This is a genomic window from Marinobacter psychrophilus, assembly GCF_001043175.1.
In the GTDB taxonomy this organism is placed as follows: domain Bacteria; phylum Pseudomonadota; class Gammaproteobacteria; order Pseudomonadales; family Oleiphilaceae; genus Marinobacter; species Marinobacter psychrophilus.
Genome location: NZ_CP011494.1, coordinates 338,936 through 358,020, shown reverse-complemented (window position 1 = coordinate 358,020; position 19,085 = coordinate 338,936). Strand labels below are relative to the sequence as shown.

General features: G+C 52.8%; 13 protein-coding genes and 1 pseudogene. 13 read left to right on the top strand and 1 reads right to left on the bottom strand.

Going from position 1 to position 19,085, the window contains the following annotated elements; translation table 11 throughout:
* Window positions 1-16 precede the first annotated feature (16 nt).
* The 5 genes from ABA45_RS01535 to csiR all read left to right on the top strand — a co-directional run bounded on the left by ABA45_RS01535 (window position 17) and on the right by csiR (window position 5,108).
* Window positions 17-442, top strand: coding sequence for a GlcG/HbpS family heme-binding protein (locus ABA45_RS01535; RefSeq protein ID WP_048383907.1), 426 nt, complete (start codon window positions 17-19; stop codon window positions 440-442).
* A gap of 115 nt (window positions 443-557) precedes the next feature.
* Window positions 558-2,045, top strand: a complete 1,488-nt coding sequence (locus tag ABA45_RS01530; RefSeq protein ID WP_048383905.1) for an FAD-linked oxidase C-terminal domain-containing protein — start codon at window positions 558-560, stop codon at window positions 2,043-2,045.
* Complete coding sequence (glcE, locus tag ABA45_RS01525) at window positions 2,038-3,096, top strand: glycolate oxidase subunit GlcE (RefSeq protein ID WP_048383898.1); 1,059 nt, start codon at window positions 2,038-2,040, stop codon at window positions 3,094-3,096. Before ABA45_RS01530 ends, glcE begins: the two co-directional genes overlap by 8 nt.
* A 15-nt stretch (window positions 3,097-3,111) precedes the next feature.
* On the top strand, window positions 3,112-4,320 hold the full coding sequence (glcF, locus tag ABA45_RS01520) for a glycolate oxidase subunit GlcF (protein WP_048383897.1): 1,209 nt from the start codon (window positions 3,112-3,114) through the stop codon (window positions 4,318-4,320).
* Window positions 4,321-4,397: 77 nt separating this feature from the next.
* On the top strand, window positions 4,398-5,108 hold the full coding sequence (gene csiR, locus ABA45_RS01515) for a DNA-binding transcriptional regulator CsiR (RefSeq protein WP_084708246.1): 711 nt from the start codon (window positions 4,398-4,400) through the stop codon (window positions 5,106-5,108).
* Window positions 5,109-5,178: 70 nt separating this feature from the next.
* On the opposite strand, the gene ABA45_RS01510 is transcribed toward csiR, so the two are convergent.
* The gene (locus ABA45_RS01510) at window positions 5,179-5,526 is read right to left on the bottom strand and encodes a TRAP transporter large permease subunit (protein WP_048383896.1); all 348 of its coding nucleotides are present in this window, start codon (window positions 5,524-5,526) and stop codon (window positions 5,179-5,181) included.
* 280 nt (window positions 5,527-5,806) lie between these two features.
* On the opposite strand from ABA45_RS01510, the gene ABA45_RS01505 reads away from it, so the two are divergent.
* From ABA45_RS01505 to ABA45_RS01470, 8 genes and pseudogenes are all read left to right on the top strand, one after another.
* Window positions 5,807-6,985 (top strand): acyl-CoA dehydrogenase, encoded by a 1,179-nt coding sequence (locus ABA45_RS01505; protein ID WP_048383895.1) that lies wholly within the window; start codon window positions 5,807-5,809, stop codon window positions 6,983-6,985.
* Between the two features lie 24 nt (window positions 6,986-7,009).
* A complete protein-coding gene (locus ABA45_RS01500) occupies window positions 7,010-8,233 on the top strand; it encodes a CaiB/BaiF CoA transferase family protein (RefSeq protein WP_048383894.1) in 1,224 nt (407 codons plus the stop codon).
* Between the two features lie 45 nt (window positions 8,234-8,278).
* Window positions 8,279-9,724, top strand: coding sequence for an NAD-dependent succinate-semialdehyde dehydrogenase (locus tag ABA45_RS01495; protein ID WP_048383893.1), 1,446 nt, complete (start codon window positions 8,279-8,281; stop codon window positions 9,722-9,724).
* 30 nt (window positions 9,725-9,754) lie between these two features.
* Window positions 9,755-11,071, top strand: a pseudogene (locus ABA45_RS01490) (aspartate aminotransferase family protein).
* A 152-nt stretch (window positions 11,072-11,223) separates the two neighbouring features.
* Window positions 11,224-11,427, top strand: a complete 204-nt coding sequence (locus tag ABA45_RS01485; RefSeq protein ID WP_048383891.1) for a hypothetical protein — start codon at window positions 11,224-11,226, stop codon at window positions 11,425-11,427.
* A gap of 1,249 nt (window positions 11,428-12,676) precedes the next feature.
* On the top strand, window positions 12,677-14,275 hold the full coding sequence (locus ABA45_RS01480; RefSeq protein ID WP_048383889.1) for a methyl-accepting chemotaxis protein: 1,599 nt from the start codon (window positions 12,677-12,679) through the stop codon (window positions 14,273-14,275).
* An 11-nt stretch (window positions 14,276-14,286) separates the two neighbouring features.
* Window positions 14,287-17,967: a response regulator gene (locus tag ABA45_RS18195; protein ID WP_198147018.1), complete on the top strand. Its 3,681-nt coding sequence runs from the start codon at window positions 14,287-14,289 to the stop codon at window positions 17,965-17,967.
* 7 nt (window positions 17,968-17,974) lie between these two features.
* The gene (locus ABA45_RS01470) at window positions 17,975-19,039 is read left to right on the top strand and encodes an HD domain-containing phosphohydrolase (protein WP_048383888.1); all 1,065 of its coding nucleotides are present in this window, start codon (window positions 17,975-17,977) and stop codon (window positions 19,037-19,039) included.
* The last annotated feature ends 46 nt before the right edge of the window (window positions 19,040-19,085 follow it).

Genomic DNA, 19,085 nt, shown 5'->3' with positions numbered 1-19,085 from the left:
TTAAGGAGAATGTAAAATGATCACACTGAAAAGACTAGACCAGCAAGACGCCCGCCTGTTGATCGAAGGCGCCGCCGCCAAAGCCCGGGAAATCGGCATCCCGATGTGCATTGCCATCACTGACGAATCCGGCAACCTGATCGCTTTTGAACGCATGGACGGCGGCAAAATCAGCAGTGTCATTGTTTCTCAAGACAAGGCTTACACCGCCGCTGCTGCCCGCAAGGCTACCCACGAATACAACGCCGCCTGCGTACCCGGCAACCTAGTGTTCGGCATTCATACCTCGCAGGGTGGGCGTTTGTGCGTGGTCGGTGGCGGTCTGCCTGTTGTGGTAGATGGCGAAGTGGTCGGCGGCATTGGCCTGAGCTCTGGTTCACCGCAACAGGATATGGATTGTGCCCAGGCCGGTATTGATCACTTCAATTCTGATCGTGCGTAGCGCGTCATTTTGAACGGCACTGAACTGTTAACAGCACTTTGCGGTGAACAGGACGTAATTATCAATAGAACTGCCCCGTAAACAGGACTGCCCCACACGGGGCCGGAGTCGCGTTATGAACACTGATAGCAAGCCGTTAAACACGGCCGCCAGCAAACCTGGAAAAACCGAGTTGGCAGAGATGTTTCGGAAATTCATTGATCCACAATTCGTCATTACCGACGAAGAGACGCTCAAGCCCTACGAGTGTGACGGCCTGTCAATGTATTGCGTTATGCCGCTGCTGGTGGTGTTGCCAGAGACCGTTGAGCAAGTGCAACAGGTGATGCGCCTGTGCCACCAGTTCGCAATTCCGGTGGTTGCCCGTGGCGCAGGCACCGGCCTGAGTGCGGGCGCCATGCCCGACGCTGGAGGTGTAGTGTTGTCGCTGGCCAAGTTCAACCGCATTCTGCATATCGATCCGCTCGCGCGTTCGGCCCGCCTGCAATCCGGTGTACGTAACCTGGCCATCAGTGAAGCCGCCGCCGACTATGGTCTCTACTACGGTCCAGACCCATCCTCCCAGATCGCCTGCACCATCGGCGGCAATGTGGGTGAAAACTCCGGCGGTGTGCATTGCCTTAAGTACGGGCTTACCACCCACAACATTCTGAGCGTCGAGATGGTTACCGTAGACGGCGAGCGTGTGATGATCGGCAGCGATGGTCTGGACAGCTGTGGCATGGACCTACTGGCCCTGATTACCGGGTCTGAAGGCCTGCTGGGCATCATCACCGAAGTACAGGTAAAACTGCTGCCAACCCAGGAAATTGCACGAGTCGTTATGGCTGGATTCGGCACAGTGGATGAAGCAGGCGCGGCTGTCGGCGGCATTATTGCCCAGGGCATTATCCCCGCCGGGCTGGAAATGATGGACAGCCATGCCATCATAGCCGTGGAAGCCTTTACCGGCGCGGGCTACCCGGTAGAGGCCGCCGCCCTGCTGCTGTGTGAGGTAGACGGTACCAAGGAAGAAGTGCAGGAGCACATCGAAAAGGCCGAAGCCCTGTTCCGGGATTTTGGCGCCACCTCCATTCGTACCTCAAAAGACGATGCCGAAAGGGCTCTACTCTGGAAAGGCCGCAAGAACGCTTTTCCTGCCATGGGCCGGATTTCTCCGGACTACTACTGCATGGACGGCACTATTCCCAGGGCGCACCTCGGTCAGGTACTGAACGAGATGCAAGACATGTCAAAGCGGTTTGGCTTGCGCGTCGCCAACGTATTCCACGCCGGTGACGGCAACCTGCACCCACTGATCCTGTTCGATGCCAACAAAGAGGGCGAACTGGAGCGTGCAGAAGCCTTCGGCAGCGACATCCTCGAGCTCTGCGTTAAAGTAGGCGGCTGCATTACCGGCGAACACGGCGTTGGCGTGGAGAAAATCCGCCAGATGCCCATGCAGTTTACTGACCCCGAAATTGAGCAGCTCAATGCCGTCAAAAGCGCATTCGATCCTCTGGGGACCTTGAACCCGGGCAAGGGTGTACCCACCCTGCGCAATTGTCAGGAGTACCGAGCCATCAACGCCAAACCACAGGCCCCGGAAGTGCAGCATGCCTGACATCACCAAGCACCTTCAGCAACAGATCAGCGAAGCCCGTAACCAAGGCCATAAACTGGCCATCGTGGGCGGTGGCAGCAAGCAGTTTATGGGTCGCAAGATCAACGCCGTGCAACTGGACGTTGGCGGCCATACCGGCATTGTTGACTATCAACCGTTAGAGTTGGTTTTAACCGTCCGCGCCGGCACGCCGCTGAGTGAAATTGAAACCGCACTGGCGGAGAAAAACCAGATGTTGTCGTTCGAACCGCCGTGCTTTGGCGACCGCTCCACCATCGGTGGCACCCTGGCCTGCAACCAATCAGGCCCGGGCCGCCCCTGGTGGAACTCGGTACGTGACCAAGTGCTGGGCGTCAACCTAATTAACGGTAAAGGTGAAAAGCTGCGTTTTGGCGGACAGGTGATGAAAAACGTCGCGGGCTACGACGTCTCACGCACCCAGGCAGGCGCCATGGGCACGCTTGGCGTGATGACAGAAATCAGCCTCAAGGTTTTACCAAGACCAGCAATCACCATGACCCTGTCTCGGGAAATGGAACACTCCGAGGCCATACGTTTTATGAACGCTCGAGCTGCCGAGCCCAAGCCATTATCCGGCGCCTGCTGGCTTGACGGCACGCTGTATTTGCGATTGTCCGGCGCCCATTCTGCAGTGGAAGCCACGGCCAAGCACTGGGATATACCGGTAATGACCGACGGCGACACCTTCTGGCGGCAATTGCGCAATCAGCAGCTAGACTTCTTTGCAGGCGAGCAGCCGCTGTGGCGCTTTTCCATAAACTCTAGTGCGGCAACGCCGCCGCTAAAAGGCCCCTGGCTTCTGGACTGGGCTGGCTCCCAACGCTGGTACCGAGGCGATAGCGAAATGGCGACCATGGAAGCCCTTGCCGAGAAAGCCGGCGGACAGGTCAGCCTGTATCGCGGCGGTAACCGCACCGGCGAAGTCATGCACCACCAGCAGCCCGCCCTGCAAACCATCCAGAAACGACTGAAACATTCCTTTGATCCTGACGCCCTTTTCAATCCCGGGCGGCTCTACAGCTGGTTGTAACCTAGCAGGTGCTTTATGAAGACCAACCTTGTTGCTGAATTTAAGAACACTGCGGAAGGCCTGGAAGCTGAATCCATATTGCAGGCGTGCGTTCATTGCGGTTTTTGCACCGCAACCTGCCCGACCTACCAGGAGCTCAATGACGAGCGTGACGGCCCTCGGGGTCGCATCTACCTGATTAAAGAACTGCTAGAAGGTGCTGAAGTTACCAGCAAAACCCGAGACCACCTGGACCGCTGCTTGACCTGCCGCGCCTGCGAAACCACCTGCCCCTCCGGTGTTCAATACGGCCGCCTGGTAGACATTGGCCGTGGCGTGATTGAAGAAAAGCTTGAACGACCACGTAACGAGAGATTAATGCGCCTGGCATTGCGTAAAATACTGCCGTACAGCAGCCGATTCGGGCCGCTATTGCTGCTTGGGCAAACGTTCAGGCCCCTACTTCCAGAGGTCCTTAAAGCCAAGGTGCCACCGCGACGCAAAGCCTCACCCTGGCCCACGGCCAGCCACCCCCGGGTGATGATGGGGCTAGCCGGTTGCGCGCAATCCTCTGCTGCTCCCACGACCAATGCGTCAACGGCGCGGGTGCTCGACAAGTTTGGAATTACTCTGATAGAGGCTCCGAAAGCCGGATGTTGCGGTGCCGTGAGTTATCACCTGTCGGCCCATGAGGAGGGTTTGAACTTCATGCGCAACAACATCGACGCCTGGTGGCCCTCCATCGAAGCCGGCGCCGAGGCCATTGTAATGACCGCCTCTGGCTGTGGCGCCATGGTGCAAGACTACGGCCATCTGCTTCGCGACGACCCGGTATACGCCCAAAAAGCAAAGCGTGTCAGTGAACTGATGAAAGACATCAGTGAAGTATTGCTAGCCGAAGACCTCAGCAAACTCGATCTGCAGGCATCCACCGACAAAATAGCCTTCCACTGCCCCTGCACCCTGCAGCACGCGATGCAAAAAAATGGCTTGGTAGAACAGGTGTTAACCAAAGTCGGATTTAACCTGGCCAAAACTAAAGACAAGCACCTGTGCTGTGGTTCCGCAGGCACCTACTCGATCATGCAGCCGAAAATGAGCCAGAAGCTGTTGAAGAACAAACTCGAGGCGCTCACTCTGGACCAACCTGACCGCATAGTCACCGCTAACATTGGCTGCCAGCTGCATCTTGAAAGCAAGGCCCATGTGCCAGTACAGCATTGGGTGGAACTGCTGGACCGGTGAGCCCACTCCATTGTTTTCAACCGAATTATGTTATGGTTTAAAGACAATTTTTCGAATCTGCTAACCATGAATCAATCATGAATCCGAACACGCGCCAAGAAGAGCTGGCGGATATCAGAGAGAACCTCGGTGTCCGCGCATACAAGTTGCTAAAGAATGACATTATCAAGGGTCAGTTTCGCCCCGACGAGAAGCTGCGTATGAGCATCTTGAAGGAGCGTTATGACCTCGGTATCGGGCCATTACGCGAAGCCCTATCGCAATTGGTAGCCGAGCAATTAGTCGTAGCTATCAGCCAGAGAGGCTATCGCGTTTCTCCTATGTCGCTTGCAGAATTGCATGATATTTACGATGCGCGTGCAGAACTTGAAGCCATGATGCTTGGCCTGGCGATTGAACGGGGCGATGACAACTGGGAAGCGGAGATACTGGCCCGAAACTATCAGCTCGCTAAAGTGAGCGAAACCCATATCCCCGGCTCACTGTTGGAAGTATGGGATGCCCGCCATAGCCAGTTTCATATCGCTCTGGTTTGTGGCTGCCGTTCTCCTCAGCTAATGAAAGTGCGCGACGGGCTTTTTGATAAAGTTCAGCGCTATCGCCATGTCTGGCTCAAAGAAACCGTTTTTTCCAGCGAAGCTTTAGAAAAAAAACGCCAGGAGCACGCTGCGCTTGTGGAGGTTACTCTTGCACGCCGCAAAGAAGAGGCCGAAACGATGATGCGCGAACACCTGATGACGCCTGTACCGATTATTACAGCCGTCATGAAGCAACAAGGCATTGCCTAAAAACAGAAGTTTGAAATAGCGGCTGATACATATTAAAAGGGGGGGAGAACGATATCGTTCTCCCCCCCTTTTAATATGTATCAGCCTGTAAAACAGGCGATGCGTTTGTTAAGACAACAAACGGGATAGCAACAGCGCAATGGCCGAAAAAGCGACAACCAGTGCAAAGCCAACAAGCTGAAAACCAATGTAAGGCAGCGCCGAGTAATAAATACTCCACAATGGTGATGGATTTTTGCGCCAGCGATCGCATGTAGAAGAGATTGTAGCCAAAAGGGAGCCTTAAATATGCTGATCGCATGCTGAGAATAAACAGCATCGCAAAGCAGGTGATATCGAAACCCAGATCGCGCACGATTGGCACGTAAATCGGGATAGTGATGAACAGGATGGCAAAATCATCCAGAGCGCGTTGCATGTGTTCAGTGTAATTCCATGTGAATTAAAAATTCCGCAAAATTTCGACGAATTTGGAAAATACCAACATCATTCAGACGTTCGAATAAATCGCTTCAATAGACAGTCTATCCCTGATTTTGGTGACTTTACACCCGAGGGCGTTATCTCCATCCGGCGTTAAAGAGCCCAACCGGACTTCGCGAAATCAAAATTATTTTGACGTTTTGTTAGAATGTAGATATTTTGTTCAGATGCTTTAAGCACCACTAACCGCCATTGTTTGTTTAGGAGTTTTGACGATGAGTCATTTTAATTGGGACGACCCACTATTTCTGGAGCAACAGTTGACTGATGAAGAGCGCCAAATTCGCGACGCTGCCCATGACTACTGCCAGGAAAGACTCAAACCACGAGTTTTGTCAGCATTTCGCGAGGAACGTTTTGACCGCGAGATCATGAGCGAGATGGGTGAACTCGGCTTGTTGGGTGCAACGGTATCACCGGAATACGGTGGTTCGGGCGTCAATCACGTTTCTTATGGATTGATTGCGCGCGAAGTCGAGCGCGTTGACTCCGGCTACCGCTCGGCCATGAGCGTGCAGTCATCGTTGGTGATGTACCCCATCGAAGCGTATGGCACGGAAGAGCAGAAGCACAAGTACTTACCCAAACTTGCCAGCGGCGAACTTGTTGGCTGTTTCGGTCTGACAGAACCAGACCACGGTTCCGACCCCGGCTCGATGATCACCCGTGCGGTAAAAGTAGACGGTGGCTATTCTCTCACCGGCGCGAAAATCTGGATCACCAACAGTCCGATTGCCGATATTGCGGTGGTATGGGCCAAATCCGCTGCCCATGACAACCAAATTAAAGGCTTTATTGTCGAGCGTAGCGCTAAAGGGTTCAGCACGCCGAAAATCGAAGGCAAAGTGTCTCTTCGTGCATCGGTTACCGGCGAGATCGTGTTGGATAATGCGTTTGTACCAGAAGAGAATTTACTGCCGAACGTCAGCGGCCTGAAAGGACCTTTCGGTTGCTTGAACAAAGCACGCTATGGCATCGCCTGGGGCGTTATGGGCAGCGCTGAGTTTTGCTGGCACGCCGCGCGTCAGTACACGCTGGATCGTAAGCAATTCGGTCGCCCGCTAGCCGCTAACCAACTGATCCAGAAAAAACTTGCGGATATGCAAACCGAAATCACCCTGGGCGTGCAAGCGGCACTTCAGGTGGGCCGTCTTCTCGATAGCGGCAACTGGGCGCCAGAGATGATTTCGCTTATTAAGCGCAACAACTGTGGTAAAGCGCTGGACATTACCCGCGTAGCGCGTGATATGCACGGTGGCAACGGCGTATCAGATGAATACGGCGTGATTCGCCACATGGTGAATCTGGAGTCGGTCAACACCTACGAAGGCACGCACGATATACATGCGTTAATCTTGGGCCGGGCTCAAACCGGACTCCAAGCCTTTTTCTGATTTTTGTAACAGCAGGTGTGCACCATGGCAGGTCCCTTAAAAGAGTTGCGCGTACTTGATCTTAGCCGCGTGTTGGCTGGCCCCTGGACAACCCAGATTCTGGCGGACATGGGGGCCGAGGTGATCAAAATCGAAAAGCCCGATAGCGGCGATGATACGCGCCACTGGGGGCCGCCTTGGCTCCGGGCCGAAGATGGTCACGAAACCAGCGAGTCTGCTTATTATCTCGCAGCCAATCGCGGTAAACACTCACTAACGGTGGATATCAGTCAACCTGAAGGTCAGGAGTTGATCCGCGAACTCGTTTGCCAAAGTGACATCTTGGTCGAGAACTTCAAAAGCGGTGGTCTTGCGAAGAAGGGATTGGACTACGCCACGCTCTCGGCGCTCAACCCAGGCTTAATCTATTGCTCGATCACGGGCTTCGGGCATACCGGGCCTATGGCAGAAATGCCGGGCTACGACTACCTGATTCAGGCCCAGGGCGGATTAATGAGCATTACCGGGGCCGCAGACGGTGAGCCTGGGGCCGGCCCCAAACGCGTTGGTGTGGCGGTGGCGGATTTAACCACCGGCATGAATGCTACCATTGCCATCCTGGGCGCGTTGTACCACAGAACGCAAACAGGTGAAGGGCAGCATATCGATATAGCGCTGCTTGATGTTCAAGTGAGCTGGTTAGCCAATCAGGCGCAAAACTACTTCTGCAGCGGCAAACCCCCGGTACGCACCGGTGATTACCACCCCAACCTCGTGCCCTATCAGCCGTTTCCCACCGCTGACGGTCAACAGATCATTATTGCCATCGGGAATAACGGACAGTTTCAGCGCTGGTGCGAGACCATTGGCCTCGGCGAGCTTGCCCAAGATGTGCGTTTTGCGACTAACGCTGAGCGCGTGAAACACCGCGTTGAGCTGATCAAGCTGTTGGTGAATGTAACTAAAACACGCACGCTCAAGCAGTGGACAGTGCTTCTCAACGAGATTGGCGTACCCTGCGGCCCGATTCAGGATATTGCTCAAGTATTCGATGATCCCCAGGTTCAGGCACGCGGAATGCAGGTGACACTTGATTCCGCTCATGGCCCGGTGAAAGGGGTGGCCAATCCGATCAAGTACTCGAAAACGACGCTTGAATACCACAAAGCGCCGCCGGCGCTGGGGGAAGACACTGACGCAGTGCTTGAGCGTGTGCTGCAAAAGTCCGCCAGCGAGATAGAAGCACTAAAAACAAAGGGCGTGGTTTAGCGCCTAAAGCGTTTGCCCGCTTGAATAAAGACAAAGGAAAAGACCATGGAGACGTTGCCCGATATTCTGATAACAAAGGCCTTTATTGGCGGTGAGTGGCGCAATGCGAAGACGCATTTTTCTGTTACAAACCCAGCCAATGGCAAAGTATTGGCGGAAGTACCCGATTTAGGCCGTGAAGAAACGCTGGAAGCCGTAGCAGCGGCAGAAGCCGCCTGGCCGAACTGGAAGCGGCGAACAGCCAAAGAACGGGCGAACCTGTTGCGCGCTTGGTTTGAAGCCATCATGGCTCACCAGGAAGACCTCGCTCGGCTGATGACTTTGGAGCAAGGTAAGCCAATTGCAGAGTCACGAGGTGAGGTTGCCTATGGGGCCTCCTTCGTGGAATTCTACGCTGAAGAAGCAAAGCGTATGGCCGGCGAAACCTTGCAAAGCCACGGTGTTGATAAGCGTATTCTGGTGTTTCGCGAATCAATCGGCGTGGTCGCGGCGGTAACGCCCTGGAACTTTCCACTGGCAATGATTACCCGCAAATGTGCTCCGGCGTTGGCCGCAGGCTGCACGGTCGTGATCAAACCCGCAGAAGCGACACCCCTAACAGCTTTGGCGCTTGTTCGCTTAGCGGAACTTGCCGGGCTTCCTGCCGGCGTCATTAACGTGATCACGGCCAGCCAGCCGGCTGCCGTGGGCGATGTATTGACCACCGACCCCCGGGTACGCAAATTTTCGTTCACAGGTTCTACGGCGGTTGGCAAAAAGCTACTCGCCCAGTGCGCGGGTACCGTTAAAAAAGCGTCTATGGAATTGGGTGGCAACGCACCATTCATCGTGTTTGATGATGCCGACCTTGATGCTGCGGTAGAAGGTGCCATCGCTTCAAAGTACAGAAATTCCGGACAGACTTGTGTCTGTACCAACCGTTTTCTGGTCCAGTCCGGTGTTTATGATGTCTTCATCGAAAAGCTTGCAGCACGCGTCAAGCAGCTAAAAGTTGGCAATGGATTAGACGCAGGTGTGTTGCAAGGGCCGCTGATCAACCAGGCCGCGGTCGAGAAAATCGAAGCACATATTGCTGATGCACTGGAAAAGGGCGCGCGTTTGATATGCGGCGGCAAAGCACATGCCCTGGGCGGAACCTTCTTTGAGCCGAGCATCATTGCAGATGCCACCAGTGACATGCGTGTGGCCCAGGAAGAGACCTTTGGTCCGCTAGCACCGGTATTCCGCTTTGACACCGACGAACAGGCCATTGCTATGGCCAATGCCACAAACTCTGGTCTGGCCGCTTACTTTTACGCAAAAGATTACCGGCGTATCTGGCACGTTATGGAAGGACTGGAGTACGGCATGGTGGCCGTGAACGAAGGTATTCTTTCAACGGAGCTGGCGCCTTTCGGCGGAGTAAAAGAGTCTGGGCTTGGGCGTGAAGGTTCCCGTCACGGGCTAGACGAGTTTACGGAGCTGAAATACGTGTGTGTAGGCGGTCTTTAAGCACCGCTGCCGACTAATAAGGGAAAGTTGATGAACAACGCGCAGTTGAATGAACTGAAAAACAAATACGTCGCTAACGGCGCGGCCAGCCCCGCCACACACTTTGCGGATCGTGCAGAGAATCCTGTGATTTGAGATGAGGATGGCAATCGCATTGTCGACTTCGCCGGTGGTATCGAGATGTTGAACACTGGCCATTGCCACCCGAAAGTTGTGGCGGCGGTACACGCCCGGGTAGCAAAGTTGATGCACACGTATCAGATCGTAATTCCCTATGCAGGGTATATCAACTTTGCTGAGAAACTGAACCAGCTGGCTCCAGTGCGCGGCCACGGCAAAGTTATGCTGGTGAACTCCGGTGCAGAAGCTCTGGAGAATGCGGTCAAAATTGCGCGGGCAGCGACCGGTAAAAACAACGTTATCTGCTTTGACGGCGGTTACCACGGCCGTACGCTTTTTACGATGGCAATGAACGGTAAAGTTGCACCCTATGCCGGCGATTTTGGCACCATGCCCGGTAACGTGTTCCGTGCGCCCTACCCGGTGCCATCTCTTGGCGTCAGCGAGGAAGAAGCTATTCGCAGATTGCACACGACGCTCAAGACCGATGCTAACCCGCGCGACACAGCCGCGATCGTTATTGAGCCGGTTCTCGGCGAAGGTGGCTTCCACCCCGCGCCAGCGAGCTTTCTCAAAGCGATTCGTGACATCTGCGATGAGCACGGCATGCTAATGATCGTCGATGAAGTTCAGTCCGGCTTTGGCCGTACCGGTAAAATGTTCGCCATCGAACACAGTGGCGTACAGCCTGATCTGATAACTATGGCAAAAAGCATGGCAGCCGGCATGCCTTTCTCTGCGATTGTGGGTACTGACAAGTATATGGATGCCTCTGGCCCGAACTCGCTGGGCGGAACCTACTCTGGCAGCCCCGCATCCTGCGCAGCTGTATTAGCAGTACTTGAAGTGTTTGAAGAGGAAAAAATCCTTGAGAGGAGCATCGCTCTCGGTGAAAAACTAATGCAGCACTTTTCCCAATGGCAAGAGCGTTTTGCCTGCGTTGAGAATGTACGTCATCTGGGTTCCATGGCGGCCTTCGATCTGTTGACAGCAGACCATAAACCAAACGCAGAACTGACGGCTGCCATGTGCAAGCTAGCGCGCGAGAAGGGATTGATTCTGATTGCTTGTGGTTTTTACGGCAACACGCTTCGTTTCCTGATGCCAGTCACCATTGAAGATGAAGTGCTCAACGAAGGCCTGGCGATTGTCAAGGCATGCCTTTCAGAGCTTACAGAAGTGGCAGAAGTCGTAGAGACTGCAAAGGTTACAGAGCTTACGGATTAAGCTCACGCTTCTATTCAAGCGTTTCAAGCTATTCAAACGCTAGTCATACGGCTGTCACGTCTTTTCCGTGATGGCCGTTTTTTGTTATGCCAAAGAACCGCGCCTAGTGGCTGCGAACCGGCTATAGTAAAGACTTTTCTCGGAGGCAAAACATGAGCATGTCTGAAAGAGGGAGTGGCACCAGTGTTTACTCCTGGAAGATCTCGGCGGTGCTGTCCATAGCTTCTGTCATTGGCGCAGTGGTCAGTTTCGGTGATGTCTCGCCAATCATCACAGGTTTGATGTTACTGGCAGCCGTTGGTTGGGCCTTTACCGCCAGGGACAACAGGCGGGAATTGGAAAAAGGCGAGGCTTAAACGTATTACCTAGGCACCGGCTAATCACACGTCAAGCGGGACACACTTATTATTCGCTTGGCGTTCGAGCATAGGCCACACTCGTCCCCTCAATCTGTGCCGGTGTGTGTTTACTTCATGCCTCCAGGTTCTTTAACACCGACGGTGGAAGCCTTGGCGGCTCGTCCGCCGGGCAGCCATCCGGGCGAGCCATTCACCGCTATTTGTACCCTTCCGGAGATGGCCGCGAGCACCAGCCCTGAACAATAATCAGCGCCCCTGAAGCCTCGGTGTTGCCGGGGTTTAGGTGTCTCGTTTGAGCTGGATGAGTGTACAGAAAATGATCTGGTGCAAAGCTGAGATTATTTTCCCACTAATCATTGGGGAGTGCCCTGGCACATGAGGCCTCTGACAAAGTGCGACAATCGAACACTTGCGTACTAATGCATTGCTGGTCCTGCAATCAGAACCTCCCTGATATCCCGTATGCGCCAGTAAATTAGCACCTACATCTCGGCACGCCAACTGCACACATTGACTTCCTCATCAACTCCATGAGGAATCAGCATGACTCCAACCGAACGAGCACAGGTCTGACAGCAGTATATTACTGAATGGCAAACACGGCGTGTCAGGCAGTGCTTACTGCAAGTAACAGTCACTGATCTATCATCAATTTGTTTGCTGGTGCCGGAAGCTGGCCCCGGCTGAAGACTGTCTACAACAGGAGCAAGTGTCTGATGCGGGAGCCGATCAACTGGTTGCTGGACGAAAATGCCATCCGTCCATTCGCACTGGGTCGAAAAGCGTGGCTGCTTGCGGATACCTCGCAGGGCCCCAGCTCCAGTGCAACGTGTTACTCCCTGTCAAGGCTGACACGCTGGAGAAGCTGAAAGCACTATTGCCATAGAGCATGGATCTGGAGCGGGATTCAAAAAAAGTGTCGCAAATCGACTGAGGGCTAGCGGGTAGATTTGAGAGAACTTACGATATAGCACCTAAATATCTTTTGAAACCGTTTATCCAAATTCTGCAAAAAACAACATGCCCTTATCCAAATTCTGCAAAAAAAACACCCAAGAAGCAACAAAAAATCTCGAAATCAAATAAAATTTTGTCATAAAAATCATAGCTATAAGATATTTAATACAAAACCAGGCTCGTCCAGAAAATACTTTTACGCCCTGAAATAATAGAACTAATGCATTAATATCTTCTTAGATGAATCTAACAATATTTTTTCAAGCCCCACTCAAAGAGAAATGCCAACGTGCGCGTGAACCACCCCTTATCCAATCGAAATGTGCCGGTCCATTCTGACGCAAGTATCCTTTCTACCACCAACCCTAAAGGGCAAATTACCCACATTAACGAAGAATTTATCGGTATCAGTGGGTTCTCACGGGAAGAATTGATTGGGCAACCGCACAACATCATTCGCCACCCCGATATGCCCAGGGCAGCTTATGAAGAAATGTGGCGCCGGTTAAAATCAGGGAACACCTGGTTTGGTGCGGTTAAAAACCGGTGCAAGAACGGCGATCACTACTGGGTCCAGGCCTATGCGACACCCGTTACCGGGAAGAATGGCGAGCTTCTTGAACTGCAATCCATACGCTCGCATCTCTCACCTGCGGCCGAGGCACGCGCAGAAAAACTTTATGCCACCTTGAGCAAAACTCAGGCCACCAAAGGCCCCGTTGAGCCGCCAAAGCTCCGCAGAGCAATGCCTCTGCAACTTAAACTGATTCTCGCCATGGCTGTCATTATGGGTGGCGCAGGAGCTGCCCAGTATTTCATGGAAGCCTGGTACTCCGCCTTTGGTGTATGGGTTGCCGCCTTAGTTGTCAGTACAGCCACCATTAGCGGCTTTACCAGCCCACTGAAGAGATGTGTTCAAAGAGCCAGGGGCATGATTAACGATACGGTAGCCGAGAAAATCTTTACAGGTCGTGTAGACGATATCGGCAGTCTTGACCTGGTGATTACCCAGCAGCGCGCCGAGCTCGATGCCGTTGTTAAACGCATGGACGACGTTATCGGCAAGCTTAACCGCGGTGCTGAGAACACTATTTCCCGGAGTAACGATGCTCATTCTGCGGTTCAAGAACAGGCTACAGCAACCGATACCATTGCCTCAGCAAGCGAGCAGATGTCTGCCACATCTAAAGAGGTTGCCAGCAATGCAACCGGTATGCTCGAGCAAGTTCGACTGGCCAGCGAGCGCGTCGCCAGCGGACAGGATCTGACTCGGGAAACCCGCCACAGTATGGATGCCCTATCCAAGGAGCTTAACCAGGCATCGCATGCTGTCGGGCAACTTACCGAAGCCAGCAAGGGGGTTAGTCAGGCGCTGAGTATAATCGGTGACATCACTGAACAAACCAACCTTCTGGCTCTCAATGCGTCGATTGAAGCGGCCAGGGCCGGGGATGCAGGCCGAGGCTTTGCCGTAGTCGCAGACGAAGTTCGCAGCCTTGCATTGCGAACCAAAACGACGACTGAACAGATCAATGCCACCCTCGGCCGCTTTCACGAGACTGTTTCCAATGCAACCCAGGCCATGGGGCTTTGTGGTAGCTATGCACAAAAGACAGTCGATAATGCCATCAGTTCCGAGCACACCTTGTCGGAGCTAGTAACCTTTATAGAGCGTATCTCCGAAGCCTGTGACGGCACATCGGTTGCGGCAGAGCAACAACACAACGCCTCCGGCGAAATCTCTGGAAAAATTGTCAGCATTAATGACTTGGGTGAAACGGCAATAAAGGTGGTCAAAGAGGCTCAGGAATCCATGCACGAATTAAAGCGACAGATTGGTGAAGTTGATGGATTGGTTTCCCGGCTGAGAGGGCGCAACAGTGCCTGATGGTTAGCCAAATGATTGACATCAGGATTGTCGGGAATAAAGAAACGGAAAGCTGGTTGCAACGGCAGCAGGACACCCTGCTTTCCTCAGATTTCAACTGTCGGTTCTCATCGATAACGGCTCCCGTCGAAGCGACTGAGCCACCCGATATCTGGCTTATTGATGCCGACGGTTCTGAAGCACTGCGCTTGATAGATGTAATAACCCAACTACACGCCAATGGCGAAATGGCCGGCACCCAGATCATAGTTGTCGGAAAATCTATGACAACCGAATTAGCCAGTGAAGTAATGGCAGTGGGAGCCAGACGCTTTCTGGTTAAACCGCTCACATCCCGAATGCTGGCCAGTACCTGTCAGGAGCTAGGCATATCTCACTCACTGATGGCCAGAACCGCCCTGATTGTTGAGGACCGGCAAGCAATCTATGAGGTAATCCGGGAACATCTGGCGACCCGGTCTATTGAGTCATTGCAAGCAGGCTCTATTCAGGCAGCTTTCGACTTGCTCAGAAAGCGCGATTCTGATGTCATCGTTATAAGCCATTACAGCGCCCTAATGAGCTATCGTGAGTTTTCTAAACTGCTCCGTTTTTTTCCGGATAGCTCGGGTATACCCGTTATTTTCACGACCGACGACATTACCAATAGCGACGCTAGGGACTTCCTGAGCCTGACTGGAACCAACATCCACTACGCAACTTATGCCGAGGTGCCCCGGCTTATTCATGAGTTGACACATCAACAGATCGGGCGAGCAACATCGGGTGGACGATTCTATGACGTCCTGCACAAACGAGAACAGGAACACTTTGCACTGAACCATCACGCCATCGTCAGTATGGCTGACAGCACAGGGAAAATTACCGAAGTTAACCGACGTTTTTGTAACACCAGCCAATATTCCGAGACCGAACTGCTCGGCCAGAGTCACCGCCTTCTAAAATCCGGCTGTCATTCACCCGATTTTTACCGAGACATGTGGAAAACGATATCCCAAGGCGATATATGGAAGGGTGAGATCTGCAATCGCGCTAAGGACGGCAGTCTCTATTGGGTCTCATCAACGATCGTTCCATTTTTGGACAGTAGACAGCGCCCGTACAAGTATATTGCTATTCGCAAAAATATCTCCCAAGTTAAAACAGCTGAACACCGAGTAAAACGGCACGGCCAGCTTGCAAGACTGGTCAGTGAGGCCAGCGCCCACGCTCTTTCCGGCCACTGGGCAAGTGCCCCGGAAACACTCCAGTCCGCACTGCAACCCCTTTGCGGGTTTCTTGGCATTCATCATGTAGCCATAAAGCTTTGCCACAATCATTCCCTTGTTGCAATCTGGCGACAACTTATCGGCAACTCCGTTCATAATACGTCCCTTTCGATCACGAACTTCGATACAGCTGAAAGCGAAAGTCAAGTGGGTGACAGCCAAAAGATTGAAGTTCCGCTCTGGGCCGACCAGACAGAGCTCGGGTCACTGAAACTCGTTACACGGCAGGGCACCCTGGCCGACACCTTCTGCGATCAGGGTTTGATCGATATACTTGCCAGTGTCATTTCCCATTCCTTGGCCCGCTGGTTCTCCGAGTTCGATCAGGAGCGGGATCGGAAGCGGCTTTATAAGGCCCAAGCGTTTGCAAACATTGGTACTTGGGAGTGGAACCTTGAAACAAACGAAATGATCTGGACAGAAATCATCCCAGTACTTTTCGGTTATCCTGAAGGAGGCTTGGAAACATCCTATGCAAACTTTATGGCCGCTGTTCATCCCGACGACCGCACAAAAGTTGAGGCTGGAATAGCAGCCGCGATTGAATATGACGAGCCCTATCGGGTTGAGCATCGAGCGGTATGGCCCGACGGCACGGTAAGATGGCTTCTTGAGACGGGGGCGGTAGTCCGAAGCGATGACGGCACTGCAAAACAAATGCTAAGTGTTGTTGAGGACGTAACGCAAGTTCATGAAGCGGAGCAGCAACTGGCCAACCAAGCGAGCTTGTTGAACATGCTTCATGAGTCCCTCACCACGTTCATTCGTGAGGGAAAATTTCGAGCCACCCTTGACACCATGTTGGAGAACCTGTTGGAACTGACCAACAGCGAATTTGGCTTTCTGGCCGAGGTGCTTCAGGACGAAGAGGAAGCTCCCTATCTTCGGGTCCAATCCATTGCCAACCTCCCTTGGAGTTTGCCCTCGGAAGAAATGTGCAGCCGGGTTGGAACAGATAGATTCGAGCTCCCCAGCCTAAATAACGTCATGGGCGAATTAATCCGAAACAAGAAAGTTGTGAGTGTCGACGAAACTCAGTCAGTGGAACTGTTCGCCGGGCTCCCGGAAGGGCATCCCGAAATAAGGACGTTTCTCAGCGTGCCAATCCTAGTCGGCTCCGACCTGGTCGGAATTTTCGCCATTGCAAATCGTGATTCCGGTTACAACCAGTCACTGATCAGTTTTTTACGGCCCTTTACCGCAACTTATGGCGTGATCATCAACTCTCAGCGCATGATTGACATGGAGAGCAACAATCGCAGGAGCTTGGTTCGAGAAAAACAAAGGGCAGACCAGGCAAACCGGGCAAAATCCGAATTCCTCTCCAGCATGAGCCATGAATTGCGCACGCCATTAAATGCCATCCTGGGCTTTGGCCAACTACTTGAGAGCGATCCAGCGCTTAATGAAGACCAACGGGACAGTGCCAACGAAATCCTGTCCGCGAGCAATCACCTACTTGCACTCATCAACGAAGTACTGGACTTGGCAAGGATCGAGTCGGGAAAACTGGACCTTTCGCTCGAGACCATTCCCGTGCGCGCAATCATTGACGAAGCGCTCACGTTGATCAGGCTATCCGCTGAAAAACGTGGTATCCAGATTTCTATCAGAAAAAGTGCAAACCTCCGGGTCACCGCCGACTGGACCCGCTTAAAACAGGCGTTGTTGAATCTTCTCTCCAATGCCGTCAAATACAATAGAAGTGAAGGTAACATCCTGATCGAGGCGAAACCCCACGGAACTGCATGGGTCGATATTCGGGTTACAGACACTGGTCCTGGCATCCCAGAGTTCCGAATACCTGAATTATTCCAGCCGTTCAACCGCTTGGGTGCAGAGCTTAGCCATATCGAAGGTACTGGCATAGGGCTATCGCTGACCCACCGGCTCGTTGAGTTGATGGGGGGTAGTATTGGGCTCACAAGTGCCGTTGACGAAGGCTCTACATTCTGGATCCGCCTGCCAGTTGAACAAGGGCATATGAGCACTAACGCCAAGCCTTCAATCGATTCCGGTCAAAGCAAAATTCAATCTGGCAAGCAAAAAGTCACCAACACCAAGTCCATTCTTTATATTGAGGATAATCCGGCGAACTTGAAGCTTGTCGAAAGAATTGTCCAGCGGCAACCCGATTTTTCTCTGATTTCGGCGACCACCGCCGAAGAAGGGTTGAACCTCGCAAGAACCTGTCAACCAGACCTCATTCTTCTCGATATCAATCTGCCGGATATGAACGGCTACACAATACTACATAAGTTAGAGACTCAGGCTCCTCCAAACAATGCCCCTGTTATCGCTTTGACGGCAAGCGCCATGGACTGTGAAGTTCGGAGAGGGAAAAACGCCGGTTTTAATGACTATCTGACTAAGCCGATCAATATTGCAGAATTAACGAATACGCTTAAAAAATACTTGGGATAACCCACTCATGTCCGCCTTTTCAGAAATAGATTTTCACCAACAAAGCATTTTTATTGTCGATGACGAACCGGCAAACCTGAAGCTTCTGGGAAAAATCCTCACATTTGCAGGCTACACCAATCTGACTTTGATCAGCGATCCGCACCAAGTTATTTCAGCCTACCATAAGCATCACCCTGCACTGATTCTTCTAGATCTGAATATGCCAGGCGTTGACGGGTATCAGGTTATGAACCAACTAGGCAACCTGGGTGACCCATTGCTGCCGCCTATTGTTATCCTGACAGCCCAGCATCAACAGGACTACCTGCTTCGCGCTCTGGAGGCGGGGGCTCGGGACTTTATCAGCAAGCCATTTGATCGACGAGAGTTGCTGATGCGCGTCCACAATCTTCTGAGTGCGCATGTTGCCCATCTGCTGTTGCAAAACCAGAAAGCTCACCTGGAAATATTGGTGGAAGAGCGCACAAAGGAATTACGCGAAAGCAGACTAGAAATTATTCAACGGCTTGGACATGCAGCAGAGTGGCGAGATGAAGAAACAGGAAATCACATTATAAGAATGAGCAAAGTGTGCGCCCTTCTTGCCAGCAAAGCGGGCTGGTCTGAAGAGCAATGCGACTTGATCTTGCAAGCCAGCCCGATGCATGACATCGGTAAAATTGGAATTCCCGACGCTATCCTGTTGAAACCCGGAAAGTTGGACCCGCAGGAATGGCAAACCATGAAAACCCATGCCGAAATCGGTGGACGGCTGCTGGAGGGCAATAGCAACGAACTCTTTGTGATGGCCCGGGAGATTGCCCTTAATCACCACGAAAAGTGGGATGGTAGCGGCTATCCTGACGGACTGCGAGGAGAAGGTATTCCTTTCTCCGGAAGAATTGCCGCACTGGCCGACGTATTCGATGCGTTGACGTCCGCGCGCCCCTACAAAAAAGCCTGGCCGGTAGAAGATGCAGTGGAATTAATCCGAGAAAATCGGGGTGCACACTTTGATCCAGAGCTGGTTGATCTGTTCCTGGCCGATGTTGCCAGCTTTGTAAGAATCATGGATGTCTATCAGGACTAGTCAGACCACTTAAGCCAATGACTTTCAAAAACCAGATATGGATGAT

Bases quoted from the DNA above. Each gene is read 5' to 3' on its own strand.
- ABA45_RS01535 (WP_048383907.1), top strand. From the start codon at position 17: ATGATCACACTGAAAAGACTAGACCAGCAAGACGCCCGCCTGTTGATC.
- ABA45_RS01530 (WP_048383905.1), top strand. From the start codon at position 558: ATGAACACTGATAGCAAGCCGTTAAACACGGCCGCCAGCAAACCTGGA.
- glcE (WP_048383898.1), top strand. From the start codon at position 2,038: ATGCCTGACATCACCAAGCACCTTCAGCAACAGATCAGCGAAGCCCGT.
- glcF (WP_048383897.1), top strand. From the start codon at position 3,112: ATGAAGACCAACCTTGTTGCTGAATTTAAGAACACTGCGGAAGGCCTG.
- csiR (WP_084708246.1), top strand. From the start codon at position 4,398: ATGAATCCGAACACGCGCCAAGAAGAGCTGGCGGATATCAGAGAGAAC.
- ABA45_RS01510 (WP_048383896.1), bottom strand. From the start codon at position 5,526: ATGCAACGCGCTCTGGATGATTTTGCCATCCTGTTCATCACTATCCCG.
- ABA45_RS01505 (WP_048383895.1), top strand. From the start codon at position 5,807: ATGAGTCATTTTAATTGGGACGACCCACTATTTCTGGAGCAACAGTTG.
- ABA45_RS01500 (WP_048383894.1), top strand. From the start codon at position 7,010: ATGGCAGGTCCCTTAAAAGAGTTGCGCGTACTTGATCTTAGCCGCGTG.
- ABA45_RS01495 (WP_048383893.1), top strand. From the start codon at position 8,279: ATGGAGACGTTGCCCGATATTCTGATAACAAAGGCCTTTATTGGCGGT.
- ABA45_RS01485 (WP_048383891.1), top strand. From the start codon at position 11,224: ATGAGCATGTCTGAAAGAGGGAGTGGCACCAGTGTTTACTCCTGGAAG.
- ABA45_RS18195 (WP_198147018.1), top strand. From the start codon at position 14,287: ATGATTGACATCAGGATTGTCGGGAATAAAGAAACGGAAAGCTGGTTG.
- ABA45_RS01470 (WP_048383888.1), top strand. From the start codon at position 17,975: ATGTCCGCCTTTTCAGAAATAGATTTTCACCAACAAAGCATTTTTATT.